At 61.7% G+C, this 15,198-nt stretch carries 17 protein-coding genes and 1 tRNA gene; 13 read left to right on the plus strand and 5 right to left on the minus strand.

The genetic code is table 11. From position 1 onward, the window contains the following. Nucleotides 1–40: 40 nt before the first annotated feature. Entirely contained in the window at nt 41–355 is a 315-nt protein-coding gene (gene yhbY / locus JMJ54_RS10600) for a ribosome assembly RNA-binding protein YhbY (RefSeq protein ID WP_203538504.1), read from the minus strand. 36 nt (nt 356–391) lie between these two features. On the opposite strand from yhbY, the gene rlmE reads away from it, so the two are divergent. The 4 genes from rlmE to glmM all read left to right on the plus strand — a co-directional run bounded on the left by rlmE (nt 392) and on the right by glmM (nt 5,325). Continuing rightward, the gene (gene rlmE / locus JMJ54_RS10605) at nt 392–1,012 is read left to right on the plus strand and encodes a 23S rRNA (uridine(2552)-2'-O)-methyltransferase RlmE (RefSeq protein WP_203538507.1); all 621 of its coding nucleotides are present in this window, start codon (nt 392–394) and stop codon (nt 1,010–1,012) included. Between the two features lie 60 nt (nt 1,013–1,072). Beyond that, on the plus strand, nt 1,073–2,986 hold the full coding sequence (ftsH, locus tag JMJ54_RS10610) for an ATP-dependent zinc metalloprotease FtsH (RefSeq protein ID WP_203538510.1): 1,914 nt from the start codon (nt 1,073–1,075) through the stop codon (nt 2,984–2,986). 65 nt (nt 2,987–3,051) lie between these two features. After that, a complete protein-coding gene (folP, locus tag JMJ54_RS10615) occupies nt 3,052–3,879 on the plus strand; it encodes a dihydropteroate synthase (protein ID WP_203538512.1) in 828 nt (275 codons plus the stop codon). Nucleotides 3,880–3,963: 84 nt separating this feature from the next. Further along, nucleotides 3,964–5,325 carry a phosphoglucosamine mutase gene (gene glmM, locus JMJ54_RS10620; RefSeq protein ID WP_203538514.1) on the plus strand — a complete coding sequence of 454 codons (1,362 nt, stop codon included), beginning with the start codon at nt 3,964–3,966 and terminating at the stop codon, nt 5,323–5,325. Nucleotides 5,326–5,386: 61 nt separating this feature from the next. On the opposite strand, the gene pstB is transcribed toward glmM, so the two are convergent. From pstB to pstS, 4 genes are all read right to left on the minus strand, one after another. Continuing rightward, nucleotides 5,387–6,154: a phosphate ABC transporter ATP-binding protein PstB gene (gene pstB, locus JMJ54_RS10625; RefSeq protein ID WP_203538516.1), complete on the minus strand. Its 768-nt coding sequence runs from the start codon at nt 6,152–6,154 to the stop codon at nt 5,387–5,389. 31 nt (nt 6,155–6,185) lie between these two features. Continuing rightward, the gene (pstA, locus tag JMJ54_RS10630; RefSeq protein WP_203538518.1) at nt 6,186–7,022 is read right to left on the minus strand and encodes a phosphate ABC transporter permease PstA; all 837 of its coding nucleotides are present in this window, start codon (nt 7,020–7,022) and stop codon (nt 6,186–6,188) included. A gap of 15 nt (nt 7,023–7,037) precedes the next feature. Continuing rightward, nucleotides 7,038–7,994, minus strand: coding sequence for a phosphate ABC transporter permease subunit PstC (pstC, locus tag JMJ54_RS10635; RefSeq protein ID WP_203538520.1), 957 nt, complete (start codon nt 7,992–7,994; stop codon nt 7,038–7,040). 104 nt (nt 7,995–8,098) lie between these two features. Next, the gene (pstS, locus tag JMJ54_RS10640; RefSeq protein WP_203538522.1) at nt 8,099–9,139 is read right to left on the minus strand and encodes a phosphate ABC transporter substrate-binding protein PstS; all 1,041 of its coding nucleotides are present in this window, start codon (nt 9,137–9,139) and stop codon (nt 8,099–8,101) included. 213 nt (nt 9,140–9,352) lie between these two features. On the opposite strand from pstS, the gene tpiA reads away from it, so the two are divergent. The 9 genes from tpiA to nuoF all read left to right on the plus strand — a co-directional run bounded on the left by tpiA (nt 9,353) and on the right by nuoF (nt 15,168). Next, on the plus strand, nt 9,353–10,063 hold the full coding sequence (gene tpiA, locus JMJ54_RS10645; protein ID WP_203538524.1) for a triose-phosphate isomerase: 711 nt from the start codon (nt 9,353–9,355) through the stop codon (nt 10,061–10,063). Between the two features lie 54 nt (nt 10,064–10,117). Then, nucleotides 10,118–10,447 (plus strand): preprotein translocase subunit SecG, encoded by a 330-nt coding sequence (gene secG / locus JMJ54_RS10650; protein ID WP_203538526.1) that lies wholly within the window; start codon nt 10,118–10,120, stop codon nt 10,445–10,447. 36 nt (nt 10,448–10,483) lie between these two features. Next, nucleotides 10,484–10,568, plus strand: a tRNA-Leu gene (locus JMJ54_RS10655). A 118-nt stretch (nt 10,569–10,686) separates the two neighbouring features. After that, on the plus strand, nt 10,687–11,055 hold the full coding sequence (locus JMJ54_RS10660; protein ID WP_203538528.1) for an NADH-quinone oxidoreductase subunit A: 369 nt from the start codon (nt 10,687–10,689) through the stop codon (nt 11,053–11,055). A gap of 4 nt (nt 11,056–11,059) precedes the next feature. Then, a complete protein-coding gene (locus JMJ54_RS10665) occupies nt 11,060–11,536 on the plus strand; it encodes a NuoB/complex I 20 kDa subunit family protein (protein ID WP_189458291.1) in 477 nt (158 codons plus the stop codon). Nucleotides 11,537–11,540: 4 nt separating this feature from the next. Continuing rightward, nucleotides 11,541–12,134: an NADH-quinone oxidoreductase subunit C gene (locus tag JMJ54_RS10670; protein WP_203538530.1), complete on the plus strand. Its 594-nt coding sequence runs from the start codon at nt 11,541–11,543 to the stop codon at nt 12,132–12,134. Further along, the gene (locus JMJ54_RS10675) at nt 12,124–13,380 is read left to right on the plus strand and encodes an NADH-quinone oxidoreductase subunit D (RefSeq protein ID WP_203538532.1); all 1,257 of its coding nucleotides are present in this window, start codon (nt 12,124–12,126) and stop codon (nt 13,378–13,380) included. Before JMJ54_RS10670 ends, JMJ54_RS10675 begins: the two co-directional genes overlap by 11 nt. Then, a complete protein-coding gene (nuoE, locus tag JMJ54_RS10680; protein WP_203538534.1) occupies nt 13,380–13,877 on the plus strand; it encodes an NADH-quinone oxidoreductase subunit NuoE in 498 nt (165 codons plus the stop codon). The genes JMJ54_RS10675 and nuoE overlap by 1 nt, the downstream gene beginning before the upstream one ends. A 1-nt stretch (nt 13,878) precedes the next feature. After that, complete coding sequence (gene nuoF, locus JMJ54_RS10685; protein WP_203538536.1) at nt 13,879–15,168, plus strand: NADH-quinone oxidoreductase subunit NuoF; 1,290 nt, start codon at nt 13,879–13,881, stop codon at nt 15,166–15,168. Nucleotides 15,169–15,198 lie beyond the last annotated feature (30 nt).

Consider the following 15,198-nt stretch of genomic DNA (forward strand, 5'->3'; position numbering starts at 1 on the left):
AGATGCCGGCCCTTTGCATTGGACTGCGCTCAGGCAGGGCTCAGCCCTTTTTCTTGGCCTTCGGCAGGCTGATTTTTGGCTTGTCGCCGTCGCTGGCGCGGTAGACCAGCAGCAGTTTGCCGATATGCTGGACGGCCGATGCGCCGAGTTCGCGGCAGATGGTCTGCAGGAATTCCTCGCGCAACGCACGGTCGTCGCCGAGCACGCGGATCTTGATCAGCTCGTGCGCATCGAGATTGACGGCGATTTCGCGCAGGACCGAATCGGTCAGGCCCTGGTTGCCGATCATCACCACCGGATTCAGGTGATGCGCGAGGCCGCGCAGGTGGCGGCGTTGATCCGCAGTGAGTTCCATGCTTCAATTCCTTGATTAAACAGGCAAGTTTACCCGATGGCACGTAGCAAGACCAGTAACGCATGGCTGCAAGAACATGTGAACGATCAGTACGTTCAGATGGCGCAGAAGGACGGCTATCGCGCCCGGGCCGCGTACAAGCTCACCGAGATCAACGACAAGGACCGGCTCATCAAGCCCGGCATGTGGGTTGCCGACCTCGGCGCCGCGCCGGGCAGCTGGTCGCAGGTCGCGGCCAGACTCGTCGGTGACAAGGGCAGGGTGTTCGCGCTCGACATCCTCGACATGGCCTTCATTCCCGGTGTCGAGTTCATCCAGGGCGATTTTCGTGAAGACGTAGTGCTTGAACAGTATCTGGCTCTGCTCGATGGTCGGCAGGTAGATCTTGTGATCTGCGATATCGCCCCCAATATCAGTGGCAATGCAGTGACTGACCAGGCCCGCTCGATGCACCTGTGCGAGCTTGCGCTGCAATTTGCCCAGGATCACCTGAAACCTGGCGGCGATTTCCTGGTCAAGGTATTTCAGGGCTACGGCTATAACGAGTACATGGCCGAAATGCGCTCCACTTTCACCCAGGTTCTCACGCGCAAACCCAAGGCGTCGCGGGACCGCAGCACGGAAATGTATCTACTTGGCAAGCAGAAGAAGGCATGAGCGGAGTAGAATCCGCACAGACATCGTCGATCCGGCGCGCATGCAGCAAGGAGTAAGGCCGTGAACAACCTCGGCAAGAACATCGCTATCTGGCTGATCATCGGTCTTGTACTGATGACGGTCTTCAACCAATTCACCAAGCGGCAGGAAACGTCGAACCAGGTTGCGTACTCGCAATTCATGGCCGACGTCGAGGGCAACCGCATCGCATCGGTCGAGATCGAGGGCAACCCGCTGCGTGGCCAGTGGATTCGCGGCCAGCGTACCGACGGTAGCAAGTTCTCGACGCTGGCGCCGTTCGACTTCCGCTTGGTCGACACCCTGATCAAGCACGACGTCAAGTTTGCAGCCAAGGCGGAAGAAGAGCCGAGCCTGCTGATGAGCATCTTCATCAACTGGTTCCCGATGCTGCTGCTGATCGGCGTATGGATTTTCTTCATGCGGCAGATGCAGGGCGGTGGCAAGGGCGGCGCGTTCAGCTTCGGCAAGAGCCGTGCCCGCATGCTCGACGAAGGCACCAACGCGGTGACCTTCGCCGATGTGGCCGGTTGTGACGAGGCCAAGCAGGACGTCGCCGAGATCGTCGATTACCTGCGCGATCCGAGCAAGTACCAGAGCCTCGGCGGCCGCATGCCGCGCGGTATCCTGATGGTCGGGTCGCCGGGTACCGGCAAGACGCTGCTGGCCAAGGCCATTGCCGGCGAAGCCAAGGTGCCGTTCTTCTCGATCTCCGGTTCGGACTTCGTCGAAATGTTCGTCGGCGTCGGTGCCGCGCGCGTTCGCGACATGTTCGAAAACGCCAAAAAGAATTCACCGTGCATCATCTTCATCGATGAAATCGACGCCGTCGGTCGCCAGCGTGGCGCCGGCCTCGGCGGCGGCAATGACGAGCGCGAGCAGACACTGAACCAGATGCTGGTCGAGATGGACGGCTTCGAGGGCAACTCGGGCATCATCGTCATCGCCGCGACCAACCGTCCGGACGTGCTTGATCCGGCGCTGTTGCGTCCGGGCCGTTTCGATCGCCAGGTGGTCGTGCCCCTGCCGGATATCCGTGGTCGTGAGCAGATCCTTGGCGTGCACATGCGCAAGGTGCCGATTGCCAACGACGTCGATGCTTCGGTGCTGGCGCGCGGTACGCCGGGCTTCTCGGGTGCCGATCTGGCCAACCTCGTCAACGAAGCGGCACTGTTTGCCGCGCGCCGCAGCAAGCGCCTGGTCGACATGGACGATTTCGAGTCGGCCAAGGACAAGATCATGATGGGCGCCGAGCGTCGCAATATGGCGATGAGCGAGGAAGAGAAGAAGAACACTGCCTACCACGAGTCCGGCCACGCGGTGGTTGCCAAGCTGCTGCCGAAGTCCGATCCGGTGCACAAGGTCACGATCATCCCGCGCGGTCGCGCACTGGGCGTGACGATGCAGTTGCCGGAGGAAGACCGCTACGCCTATGACCGTGGTTACCTGCTGGATCGTATCGCGATCCTGTTTGGTGGCCGTATTGCCGAAGAGCTGTTCATGAACCAGATGACCACTGGGGCGAGCAACGACTTCGAGCGTGCGACGCAGATGGCGCGTGACATGGTTACCCGTTACGGGATGAGCGATCGTCTCGGCCCGATGGTGTACGGCGAGAACGAAGGCGAGGTCTTCCTCGGCCGCTCGGTCACGACGCACAAGAACCTGTCGGAAACGACGATGCAGCAGGTCGACGGTGAAATCCGCCGCATCATCGACGAACAGTACGCACTGGCTCGCCGCCTGCTCGACGAGAACCGCGACAAGGTCGAAGCGATGACGAAGGCGCTGCTCGAGTGGGAAACCATCGACGCCGACCAGATCAACGACATCATGGCTGGCATCGAGCCGCGTCCGCCGAAGAATCCGCCTGCACCGAAGCTGGCGTTGCCGTCGGATGACAAGCCGAGCGGCGATGCGCCTGCCGCCACCACCACCCCGGCGGCTGAAAGCTGAGCTTGCTGGTGTGATCGAGAGGGCGACGCCATGGCGTCGCCTTTTTACTTGCCGAGATTCAACGAATGTCCGAACTGCTGTGTGGCCGCTTCCGGCTCTCTCTCTCTCGCCCGCTGGTGATGGGCATCGTCAATGTCACGCCCGATTCCTTTTCCGATGGTGGACGCTACGACTCGGTCGCCAAGGCGGTTGCGCAGGCAGAACGGCTCGTCAACGACGGCGCCGACATTCTGGACATCGGTGGTGAATCGACCCGGCCCGGCGCGGCGAGGGTGCCCGACGACGAGGAAATCCATCGCGTCGTGCCCGTCTTGCAGGCCTTGCAGAGTCTGAACGTGCCGCTGTCGATCGATACCTGCAAGACGGCGGTCATGCGGGCTGCGCTGGATGCGGGGGTCGATCTGGTCAACGACATCGCCGCGCTGGAGGACGAGGGCGCACTCGTCAGTGTTGCCCGTTCGCAGGCGGCGGTGTGTCTGATGCATAAGCAGGGCGAGCCGCAGAGCATGCAGGCCGCGCCGCATTACGACGATGTTGTCGCCGAGGTCGAGGCCTACCTGATCGAACGCCGTGATGCCGCGCTGGTTGCCGGAATAGACCGGCAGCGGCTTTTGCTTGATCCGGGCTTCGGTTTCGGCAAGACCTTTGAGCATAATGTCGCGCTGTTCCGGGCCATGAGCGGGCAGTCCGATCGTCTTGAGGCGCCGTTGCTGATCGGCGTATCGCGCAAGACCATGCTCGGGACAATCTCCGGCCGAAGTGTTCCCGCCGAACGTGTCAGCGCCAGCGTTGCTGCCGCGCTGCTGGCCGTACAGGCTGGCGCAGCGGTCGTTCGCGTCCACGACGTCAGGGAAACAGTGGATGCGATCAAGGTCTGGCAGGCCCTAAAATGAAACCCGAATCGTTCATGCTGCCCTGCAGCAATGAGCACCGGCACCGTACCGGATAAACCAACAACATTACAAAGAGAAACCGCAATGCCCAGAAAATATTTTGGAACCGACGGCGTACGTGGCCTGGTCGGTGAATATCCGATTACGCCCGATTTCGCCATGAAACTGGGCTACGCCGCCGGCAAGGTGCTGGCTGCGGCGGAGAAACGCCAGCCGGGCGACCATGCTGCCGTGCTGATCGGCAAGGACACCCGCGTGTCGGGCTACATGCTCGAAGCTGCACTGCAGGCCGGCCTGAATGCTGCCGGGGTCGACGTCTACCTGACCGGGCCGCTGCCGACGCCGGGCGTTGCTTACCTGACCCGCGCGCTGCGCCTGTCGGCCGGTGTGGTGATTTCCGCCTCTCACAACCCGTACTACGACAACGGGATCAAGTTCTTCGGTGCCGGCGGCAAGAAGCTGGCCGATGAAGTCGAGCTGGCCATCGAGGCGGCGATCGACGAGATCCAGCCTTGCGTCGGTCCCAAGGCACTGGGCAAGGCCAAGCGCGTCGGCGATGCGGTCGGTCGTTACGTCGAGTTCTGCAAGTCGACCTTCCCCAACGAATTCGATCTGCGCGGGCTCAAGCTCGTTGTCGATTGCGCGCACGGTGCGACTTACCAGGTCGCGCCGCTGGTCTTCCACGAGCTCGGCGCAGAAGTGATCACGATCGGCGACAAGCCGAACGGCTACAACATCAACGAGGACGTGGGGGCGACCCACGTCGAAGCGATCCGCAAGAAGGTGCTTGCCGAAGGCGCGGATTACGGGATCGCGCTCGACGGCGACGGCGACCGCCTGATCATGATCGATGGCGACGGTTCGATCATCGACGGCGACATGCTGCTGTACGTGCTGGCGCGCTACCGCCAGGACCGCGGCACGCTGGGCGGTGGCGTTGTCGGCACGCTGATGACCAATCTCGGTGTCGAGAACGCACTGGTCGAACGCGGCATTCCCTTCGTGCGTGCCAAGGTCGGCGACCGGTACGTGCTCGAACAGCTGGCCGAACACGGCTGGCTGCTCGGTGGCGAAGGATCGGGCCATTTGCTCAGTCTCGACCGGCACTCTACCGGTGACGGTATCGTGTCGGCACTGCAGGTCCTCGAGGCACTGATCGAGCAGGGCAAGCCGCTGTCGGCAATCCGTGCGGAACTGACGCTCTCGGGCCAGGTGCTCAAGAACGTCCGCATTGCCAAGGGATTCGACCTGGCCGGTTCGGCAAAGATCAAGGCGAAGGTCGTCGAGGCCGAAGCGGCGATGGGCCGGGAAGGGCGCGTGCTGCTGCGCGCCTCGGGTACCGAGCCGCTGATCCGGGTGATGGTCGAGCATACCCAGGTGGCAGTCGCGACCGACTGGGCCGAGCGTATCGCTGCAGTCGTTGCGGCCGAGGCGGCCGAAGACTGAGTGGCGAAACCCAACAAAAAAGCCACGGCATGCCGTGGCTTTTTTGTTGGTTCGGCGAGACTTAGCCGAACTTGCCGGTGATGTAGTCTTCGGTGGCCTTTTTCTTCGGCGTAGTGAAGATGCTGTCGGTTTCGCCGACTTCGATCAGCTCGCCCAGATACATGTAGGCGGTGTAGTCCGAGACACGCGCGGCCTGTTGCATGTTGTGGGTCACGATGGCGATCGTGTAGTCCTGCTTCAGCTCGTGCACCAGCTCCTCGATGTGTGCGGTCGAGATCGGGTCGAGGGCCGACGTCGGTTCGTCAAGCAGCAGCACTTCAGGCTTCACCGCGACGGCGCGGGCGATGCACAGGCGCTGTTGCTGGCCGCCCGACAGGCCGAGGCCGGACTGCTTGAGCTTGTCCTTCACTTCCTTCCACAGCGCGGCCTTCTGCAGCGCCCACTCGACGCGGTCGTCCATTTCGGACTTGGACATGCTCTCGTACAGCTTCACGCCAAAAGCGATGTTGTCGTAGATCGACATCGGGAACGGTGTCGGTTTCTGGAACACCATGCCGACCTTGGCGCGCAGCATGTTCAGGTCGACGCTCGGGTCGAGCACGTTGCGGCCGTTCATGATGATCTCGCCCTCGGCGCGCAGCTTCGGGTACAGGCCGTACATGCGGTTGAAGGTGCGCAGCAGGGTCGACTTGCCGCAGCCCGACGGGCCGATGAAGGCGGTGACCTTGCCTTCGCGGATGTCGAGGTTGATGTTCTTCAGCGCGTGGAAGTTGCCGTAGTAGAAGTTGAGGTTCTTGACGGCAAGTTTCGGAGTCAGTGCTTGGGTCATATCGGATCTCGGTATGGCTGATTCGGTGCGATCAGTGCGACTTCGCCGGACGGACGAGGACGCGTGCAATGATGTTGAGCGACAGGACGAAGAGGCCGATCAGCAATGCGCCTGCCCAGGCCAGCGTGTGCCAGTCTTCGTACGGGCTCATCGCGTACTGGAAGATCACCACCGGCAGGTTGGCCATCGGTTCGTTCATGTTCGAGAAGAACTGGTTGTTCAGTGCGGTGAACAGCAGCGGTGCCGTTTCGCCGACAATCCGCGCGACGGCGAGCAGGATGCCGGTCACGACACCGGCCTTGGCCGCGCGCAGGCTGACCTGCAACACCATCTTCCACTGCGGTGCGCCGAGGGCGTATGCCGCTTCTCGCATGCTGTTCGGTACCAGTCGCAGCATGTTTTCGGTGGTTCGAACAACAACCGGGATCACGAGCAGCGAAAGTGCCAGCGCACCGGCCCAGCCGGAGAAGTGGCCGACCTGCGCGACGTAAACGTCGTAGATGAACAGGCCGATCACGATCGACGGCGCCGACAACAGAATGTCGTTGATGAAGCGCGTGGCCGGTGCCAGCCAGCCGCGCTCACCGAACTCGGCCAGATAGGTGCCGGCGAGAATGCCGATCGGCGTACCGATGGCGACGCCGACAGCCGACATCGCCAGACTGCCGACGATGGCGTTGGCCAGACCGCCAGCACTGCCGGGGGCGGGGGTGGTCTGGGTAAACAGCACCGTGCCGAGGCCGGGAAGGCCGTTGCTGAACAGGGTGTAGAGGATCCACAGGAGCCAGAACAGGCCGAAGGCCATGGCGGCGAGCGACAGCGTCAGGCTCAGGGAGTTGATCAGACGGCGGCGGAAATAGAGAGTCATGTCGGTGTCCGCGTATCAGGAGTGAGCGCCTTCGCCCCTCTGCAGCTTCAGCAGCAGAAGCTTGGAGAGGACGAGAACGACGAAGGTGATCAGGAACAGCAGCAGGCCGAGATTGATCAGCGAAGCGGTATGCAGCGTGCCGGTGGCTTCGGTGAATTCGTTGGCCAGCGTCGCGGCAATCGAGGTGCCCGGATCGAACAGCGATTCGATGGCCTTGTGCGAGTTGCCGATTACGAAGGTGACGGCCATCGTTTCGCCGAGCGCGCGGCCGAGGCCGAGCATCACGCCACCGATCACGCCGTGGCGGGTGTAGGGCAGCACAACGTTCCAGACGACTTCCCAGGTGGTGCAGCCGAGGCCGTAGGCCGATTCCTTCAGCATCGGCGGGACGACTTCGAACACGTCGCGCATCACCGAGGCGATGTAGGGGATGATCATCACCGACAGGATCAGCCCGGCGGTGAACATGCCGATGCCCATCGGCGGGCCCTGGAACAGCCAGCCGATCATCGGGATGCCGGCGGTATGCTCGGTCAGCCAGGGCTGGACGTTGTCGGCAAACCACGGCGCGAAGATGAACAGGCCCCACATGCCGAAGATGATCGACGGGACGCCGGCGAGCAGCTCGATGGCGATGCCGAGCGGTCGGCGCAGCCACGCTGGCGAGAGCTCGGTCAGGAAGATGGCGATGCCGAAGCTGACCGGGATGCCGATCAGCAGCGCAATGAAGGATGACAGCAGTGTGCCGCGAATCGAATTCCAGCCGCCGAACTGCTCGGTCACCGGGTTCCAGTCGCTGCCGGTGATGAAGCCGATGCCGAATGCCTGAATGCTGGGCCAGGCGCCGTGGATCAGCGACAGGATGATCGCGGCCAGTAGGGCCAGCACCAGAAAGGCGAAAAAGCGGGTCGAGCCGCGAAAAACCATGTCCTGCAGCGCTTGCCGCTTCAGCCGTAACTCTTGGGGCGTCATGAACGTCTCCGGTTCCAATCAATGCAACAGGAGCCTCGCGGGCTCCTGTCGCTGTTCGGTAGTGGCGGCATTCTAATCGACGCCGCCGGCTACCGTTTGCTGCCTTACTTCCAGATCGGCGCGTTGCCCGCGTCGGAAATCTGCTTCCACGAGCCGCGGATCACGTCCTTGACCGATGCCGGCATCGGCACGTAGTCCATGTCGGCCGAAGCCTTGTCGCCGTCCTTGTAAGCCCAGTCGAAGAACTTCAGGACTTCGGTGCCGTTCACCGGCTTGTCCTGCTTTTTCTGCATCAGGATGAAGGTCGCACCGGTGATCGGCCACGAATCCTTGCCGGCCTGGTCGGTCAGGACTACGCCAAAGCCCGGCGTACCCTTCCAGTCAGCGCTGGCGGCAGCAGCCTTGAAGGTTGTGTCATCCGGCTGGACAAAGTTCCCGGTTTTGTTCTGAAGCTGGGTGTAACCCATCTTGTTCTGCTTGGCGTAGGCGTACTCGACGTAGCCGATGGCACCCTTGATGCGCTGCACGTATTGCGCCACGCCTTCGTTGCCCTTGCCGCCGACACCGGCCGGCCATTGCACCGAGGCGTCGTTGCCGACCTTGGTTTTCCAGTCAGCCGAGACCTTGGCCAGATAGTTGGTGAAAATCCAGGTCGTGCCCGAACCGTCCGCACGGTGGACGATGGTCACGCCCAGATCCGGCAGCTTCACGCCCGGGTTCAGCTTGGCGATGGCCGGGTCGTTCCACTTCTTGATCTTGCCGAGGAACAGGTCGGCCAGTACGGTCGGCGAAAGCTTGAGTTCACCGCCCTTGACGCCTTCGATGTTGACGACCGGCACCACGCCGCCCATCACGGTCGGGAATTGGACCAGACCGGCTTTTTCCAGTTCTTCCGCCTTCAGCGGCTTGTCCGAAGCACCGAAGTCTACGGTCTTGGCCTGAATCTGCTTGATGCCACCGCCCGAACCGATCGATTGGTAGTTCATGCCGACGCCGGTCTTGGCCTTGTACTGCTCCGCCCACTTCGCGTACAGCGGGTACGGGAAAGTCGCACCGGCGCCGGTAATGTCGGCGGCGCTAGCATACGCCGTGAACAGACCAGCCGCGATGCCGAAGCCAACGAGCAGTTTGCGCCCAAACGTCATGATCGAATCTCCTGGAATTTTTGGGGTGGTGGATCGGTTGACGGGATGCATCGTAGAGCCTCCATGTTTCCGAAATATTACAAGTCGGTCACATTGGCGCCCGGCGGGTCGCATGCGCCGCGACAAGCGGTATTTTCCAGATCTGACGTGGTTTGACGGGGGTAGGGCATGGGCTTAGAATCGAGGGCTTTTCCGGCGGGTGCAGCGACGCGTATGGCCAGGAAGCAGGTGATCGGCAACTGGAAGATGCACGGCAGCATCGGGCAGATTCGATCGGTTTTGTCCGAAGTGTCGCGTGCCGAGCTGGGTGCGAATGTGTCGGTCTGCGTGGCTTATCCCTATCTCGGGCTGGCCAAGACGCTGCTGAAAGATACCGCCGTACAGGTCGGGGCGCAGGATGTGTGCGAGTTCCACATCGGCGCCTACACCGGCGAGGTGTCAGCGGCGATGCTGGCCGATGTCGGCTGCGAACTGGTCATCGTCGGCCATTCGGAGCGGCGGCGTTATTTCGGTGAAACGAGCGAAACCGCAGCCCGGAAGGTCAGGGCAACGCTCGATGCCGGGCTTCTGCCGGTATACTGCGTCGGCGAAACCGCCGAGCAGCGCGAAAGCGGCATCGCGCATCAGGTGATTGCCGAGGAATTGCAAGTGCTGGCCGGCGTGCCGACCAGCCTTTACGCGGTGGCTTACGAGCCGTCGTGGGCGGTCGGAACGGGCGTGATTGCAACGCCGGAACAGATCGCGGAAATGCATGCGTTCATCAAGCAAACGCTCGATGCACGCACCCGGGTGTTGTACGGGGGTAGTGTCAAGGCGTCGAATACGGCGCAGGTGCTGGCAGTCGACGGTGTCGATGGCGTGCTCGTAGGTGGGGCAGCGTTGTCGGCAAGCGAGTTTCTCGAAATCTGTCGTATCGCTGGCTGATTGCAAAATTTACACCGCGGCGCTACAATTTTCGCCGCGTTAATACGAGCAAATATGGAACTTATCAAGACTCTGGTGCTGATCGTGAACGCGCTCTCCGCGATTGCGGTGATCGTTCTCGTGCTGATGCAGCATGGCAAGGGGGCCGACATGGGTGCGGCTTTCGGTAGTGGCTCGGCCGGCAGCCTGTTCGGCTCGTCGGGTTCCGCCAACTTCCTCAGCCGCAGCACGGCAGTGTGCGCCACCGTCTTCTTTGCTTCCTGCCTCGCGCTGGTGCTGGTCATGAGCCCGTCCGCCAAGAAGGATTCACTTGGCGTGATGAGCGGCGTCAAACCGGTGGCCAGCCAGCCTGCTCAGTCCACGCAGGACAAGATTCCGGAATAAGCGTCCGCGCCCGCGACAGCTTATTCCTTGTGATTGGCCGACATGGTGAAATTGGTAGACACGCTATCTTGAGGGGGTAGTGGCTGCGGCTGTGTGAGTTCGAGTCTCACTGTCGGCACCATCATTTTTGAAAAAACCGGGGGCAACCCGGTTTTTTTTCGAGCGTGGTAACAGTAAACCGGACGTCATGGTCCGGTGTTGTCGTTAGTCAAAATCGTTCAAGAAAAACGGGGATCCGCATGCTAGAGAACTACTTCCCCATTTTGCTGTTCCTGATCATCGGCCTTCTGGTCGGTGTCGCCCCGCTCTGTCTGGGCTGGGGGGTCGGCAAAGTGCTGGGGACCAATAAACCCGATGCCGAGAAGCTGCTGCCGTACGAGTGCGGCTTCGATGCGTTCGAAGATGCCCGCATGCAGTTCGACGTGCGCTACTACCTCGTCGCCATCCTCTTCATCCTGTTCGATCTCGAAGTGGCCTTCCTGGTTCCCTGGGCGCTGGTCCTGAAGGACATCGGCAGCTTCGGTTTCTTCTCGATGATGATTTTCCTGGCCATTCTGGTCGTCGGCTTCGTCTACGAGTGGAAGAAGGGTGCCCTGGAGTGGGAGTGATCTGATGCAAGCACAAAACCTTGAAAAGGGCTTCTTGACGACCACGGTCGACACCGTCGTCAACTGGACCCGTACCGGCTCGTTGTGGCCGATGACCTTCGGTCTCGCCTGTTGCGCGGTCGAGATGATGCACGCCGGCGCGGCGCGCTATGACCTCGACCGTTTCGGCATCGTGTTCCGTCCGTCGCCACGCCAGTCCGACCTGATGATCGTTGCCGGCACGCTGTGCAACAAGATGGCGCCGGCTCTGCGCCGCGTTTACGACCAGATGCCCGAACCGCGCTGGGTGCTGTCGATGGGGTCGTGCGCCAATGGCGGTGGTTACTACCACTATTCGTACTCGGTCGTGCGCGGTTGTGACCGCATCGTTCCGGTCGACGTCTACGTGCCGGGCTGTCCGCCGACGGCCGAGGCATTGCTGTACGGCCTGATCCAGCTGCAGAACAAGATCAAGCGCACCAATACGATTGCGCGGAGCTGACCCGATGGCCACCCTGAATGCCCTGATGGAAAGCCTCGAGCGTGTGCTCGGCGACAAGCTCGCCAATATCAAGTGCGCGCTTGATGAAGTAACGATCGAGATCAAGCCGGCCGATTTCATCGCCGCGGCCACGCTGCTGCGCGATCACGCCGAGCTGCGTTTCGAATCCTGTGTCGACGTCTGCGGTGTCGACTACAGCGCGTACAAGGACAGCGTGTGGGAAGGTTCGCGCTTTGCCGCGGTCTACCACCTCAACTCCTACGCCAACAACCAGCGTCTGCGCGTACGCATGTTCGCGCTGGATGACGACTTCCCGGTCGTGCCGACCTCGGTCGACATCTGGCCGGGCAACAACTGGTTCGAGCGCGAAGCGTTCGACCTGTACGGCATCGTTTTCGAAGGTCACCCGGACCTGCGTCGCATCCTGACCGACTACGGTTTTGTCGGTCATCCGTTCCGCAAGGACTTCCCGACCTCGGGTTATGTCGAAATGCGTTACGACCCGGAGCAGGGCCGCGTGATTTACCAGCCTGTCACCATCGATCCGCGCGAAATCACCCCGCGCATCATTCGCGAGGAGAACTACGGTGGCGTCTGAAATCCGTAACTACACCCTCAACTTCGGTCCGCAACACCCGGCCGCGCACGGCGTGCTGCGCCTCGTGCTCGAGCTCGACGGCGAAGTCGTCGAGCGTGCGGACCCGCACATCGGCCTGCTGCATCGCGCGACCGAGAAACTGGCCGAATCCAAGACCTACATCCAGTCGCTGCCGTACATGGACCGTCTCGACTACGTGTCGATGATGTCCAACGAGCATGCCTACTGCATGGCGATCGAGAAGCTGCTGCAACTCGACGTGCCGGTGCGTGCGCAGTACATCCGCGTGATGTTCGACGAGATCACCCGCATCCTGAACCACCTGATGTGGATCGGCGCGCACGGCCTCGACTGCGGTGCGATGACCATCTTCCTGTACGCGTTCCGTGAGCGCGAAGACCTGATGGACGTCTACGAGGCGGTCTCGGGTGCGCGCATGCACGCGGCCTACTACCGCCCGGGCGGCGTGTATCGCGATCTGCCGGACACGATGCCGCAGTACCAGGCTTCGAAGGTGCGCAACGCTGCTGCGATCAGGAAGCTCAACGAAAACCGTCAGGGGTCGATGCTCGATTTCATCGAGGACTTCACCAACCGTTTCCCGACCTATGTCGACGAATACGAAACCCTGCTGACCGACAACCGGATCTGGAAGCAGCGGACCGTCGGTATCGGCGTGCTGTCGCCGGAACGCGCGATGGCACTGGGCCTGACCGGCCCGATGCTGCGTGGCTCGGGCGTGGCCTGGGACCTGCGCAAGAAGCAGCCGTACGAAGTCTACGACAAGCTCGATTTCGACATCCCGGTTGGCATCAACGGCGACTGCTACGACCGCTATCTGGTCCGCATCGAAGAAATGCGCCAGTCGAACCGCATCATCAAGCAGTGCGTGAAGTGGCTGCGCGAGAATCCGGGCCCGGTCATCACCGACAACAACAAGGTTGCACCGCCGTCGCGTGAAAGTATGAAGAGCAATATGGAGGATCTGATCCACCACTTCAAGCTGTTCACCGAAGGCATGCACGTGCCCGAAGGCGAGGCGTATGCCGCCGTCGAGCACCCGAAGGGCGAGTTCGGCATCTACATGGTGTCCGACGGCGCCAACAAGCCGTACCGGCTGAAAATCCGCGCGCCGGGCTTTGCCCATCTGGCCGCGCTCGACGAAATGGCGCGTGGTCACATGCTGTCCGACGTCGTCGCGATCATCGGTACGCAAGACATCGTATTCGGGGAGATTGACCGCTAATGGTTACCAGCAATCAGGCACCGACGCTGAGTGCCGAATCGCAGGCGCAGATCGATCGCGAACTGGCCAAGTACCCGGCCGACCAGCGTCGCTCGGCACTGATGAGCGCGCTGCGCATCGCACAGGTCGAGCATCGCTGGCTGTCGAACGAGCTGATCGCCGTCGTCGCCGACTATGTCGGCGTGCCGCCGATCGCCGCGATGGAAGTCGCGACGTTCTACAACATGTTCGACATGAAGCCGGTCGGCAAGCACAAGATCACCGTCTGTACCAACCTGCCCTGTGCCTTGTCGGGCGGTTACCAGGCGGCCGATTACCTGAAACAGAAGCTCGGTATCGGTTTCAACGAAACCACCGCCGACGGCAAGTTCACGCTGAAGGAAGGCGAGTGCATGGGCGCGTGCGGTTATGCGCCGGTCCTGCTGGTGAACAACCACAGCATGTGCAACCACATGACGCCGGACGCGATCGACAAGAAACTGGCGGAGCTCGAATAAGATGACCGTTTATGTGAAAGGCGTCGTGTTCGAGGGCGTCGATTTCGACGATCCGAAGCACTGGGGCATTGAAGCCTACATGGCGCGCGGCGGCTATGCCGCACTGAAAAAGATCCTTTCGACCGGCATGACGCAGGACGAGATCATCGCCGAAATGAAGACGTCGGGCCTGCGTGGCCGCGGCGGTGCCGGCTTCCCGACCGGGCTGAAGTGGTCGTTCATGCCGCGCAGCTTCCCGGGCCAGAAATACCTCGTCTGCAACACCGACGAAGGCGAGCCGGGTACCTTCAAGGACCTCGACATCATCGTCGACAACCCGCACGCGCTGATCGAAGGCATGATCATCGGCGGTTTCGCGATGGGCATCACCGTCGGTTACAACTACATCCACGGTGAAGTATTCGAGGCGTACGAGCGTTTTGAAGCCGCACTGGAAGAGGCGCGTGCCGCCGGTTTCCTCGGCGACAACATCCTCGGCACCAATTTCTGCTTCCAGCTGCACGGCCACCACGGTTACGGCGCCTACATCTGTGGCGAAGAAACCGCGCTGCTCGAATCGCTAGAAGGCAAGAAGGGCCAGCCGCGCTTCAAGCCGCCGTTCCCGGCGAGCTTCGGCCTGTACGGCAAGCCGACGACGATCAACAACACCGAAACGTTCGCGTCGGTGCCGTTCATCATCCGTGAAGGCGGGCAGAAGTTCCTCGAACTCGGCAAGCCGAACAACGGCGGTACCAAGCTGTTCTCGGTGTCGGGCCATGTGAACCGCCCGGGCAACTACGAAATTCCGCTCGGCACGCCGTTCAGCGAACTGCTGGAAATGTGCGGCGGCATGCGCGACGGCAAGAAGCTCAAGGCGGTGATTCCGGGCGGCTCGTCGGCGCCGGTGCTGCCGGCCGACATCATGATGCAGTGCACGATGGATTACGATTCGATCTCCAAGGCGGGATCGATGCTCGGTTCGGGTGCGGTCATCGTCATGGACGAGACCACCTGCATGGTCAAGGCGCTCGAGCGGCTGTCGTACTTCTACTTCGAAGAGTCGTGCGGCCAGTGCACGCCGTGCCGTGAAGGCACCGGCTGGCTGTACCGCGTCGTGCACCGGATCGAACAGGGCCTCGGGCGTCCCGAAGACCTCGATCTGCTGCTTTCGGTCGGCGGCAACATCGCCGGCCGGACGATCTGCGCGCTCGGCGACGCAGCGGTGATGCCGGTGCAGGGGATGCTCAAGCATTTCCGCAGCGAATTCGAACACCACATCGAACACAAGCAGTGCCTGGTTCCAGGCTTCTGATTGGGTTTGGTTAAAAATTTGCCATTGAAT

Source organism: Jeongeupia naejangsanensis (assembly GCF_016865585.1).
Lineage (GTDB): Bacteria > Pseudomonadota > Gammaproteobacteria > Burkholderiales > Chitinibacteraceae > Jeongeupia > Jeongeupia naejangsanensis.

Coding starts and splice junctions, on each gene's coding strand:
- yhbY (WP_203538504.1), bottom strand. CDS start 355: ATGGAACTCACTGCGGATCAACGCCGCCACCTGCGCGGCCTCGCGCAT.
- rlmE (WP_203538507.1), top strand. CDS start 392: ATGGCACGTAGCAAGACCAGTAACGCATGGCTGCAAGAACATGTGAAC.
- folP (WP_203538512.1), top strand. CDS start 3,052: ATGTCCGAACTGCTGTGTGGCCGCTTCCGGCTCTCTCTCTCTCGCCCG.
- glmM (WP_203538514.1), top strand. CDS start 3,964: ATGCCCAGAAAATATTTTGGAACCGACGGCGTACGTGGCCTGGTCGGT.
- pstB (WP_203538516.1), bottom strand. CDS start 6,154: ATGACCCAAGCACTGACTCCGAAACTTGCCGTCAAGAACCTCAACTTC.
- pstA (WP_203538518.1), bottom strand. CDS start 7,022: ATGACTCTCTATTTCCGCCGCCGTCTGATCAACTCCCTGAGCCTGACG.
- pstC (WP_203538520.1), bottom strand. CDS start 7,994: ATGACGCCCCAAGAGTTACGGCTGAAGCGGCAAGCGCTGCAGGACATG.
- pstS (WP_203538522.1), bottom strand. CDS start 9,139: ATGACGTTTGGGCGCAAACTGCTCGTTGGCTTCGGCATCGCGGCTGGT.
- tpiA (WP_203538524.1), top strand. CDS start 9,353: ATGGCCAGGAAGCAGGTGATCGGCAACTGGAAGATGCACGGCAGCATC.
- secG (WP_203538526.1), top strand. CDS start 10,118: ATGGAACTTATCAAGACTCTGGTGCTGATCGTGAACGCGCTCTCCGCG.
- JMJ54_RS10660 (WP_203538528.1), top strand. CDS start 10,687: ATGCTAGAGAACTACTTCCCCATTTTGCTGTTCCTGATCATCGGCCTT.
- JMJ54_RS10665 (WP_189458291.1), top strand. CDS start 11,060: ATGCAAGCACAAAACCTTGAAAAGGGCTTCTTGACGACCACGGTCGAC.
- JMJ54_RS10670 (WP_203538530.1), top strand. CDS start 11,541: ATGGCCACCCTGAATGCCCTGATGGAAAGCCTCGAGCGTGTGCTCGGC.
- nuoE (WP_203538534.1), top strand. CDS start 13,380: ATGGTTACCAGCAATCAGGCACCGACGCTGAGTGCCGAATCGCAGGCG.
- nuoF (WP_203538536.1), top strand. CDS start 13,879: ATGACCGTTTATGTGAAAGGCGTCGTGTTCGAGGGCGTCGATTTCGAC.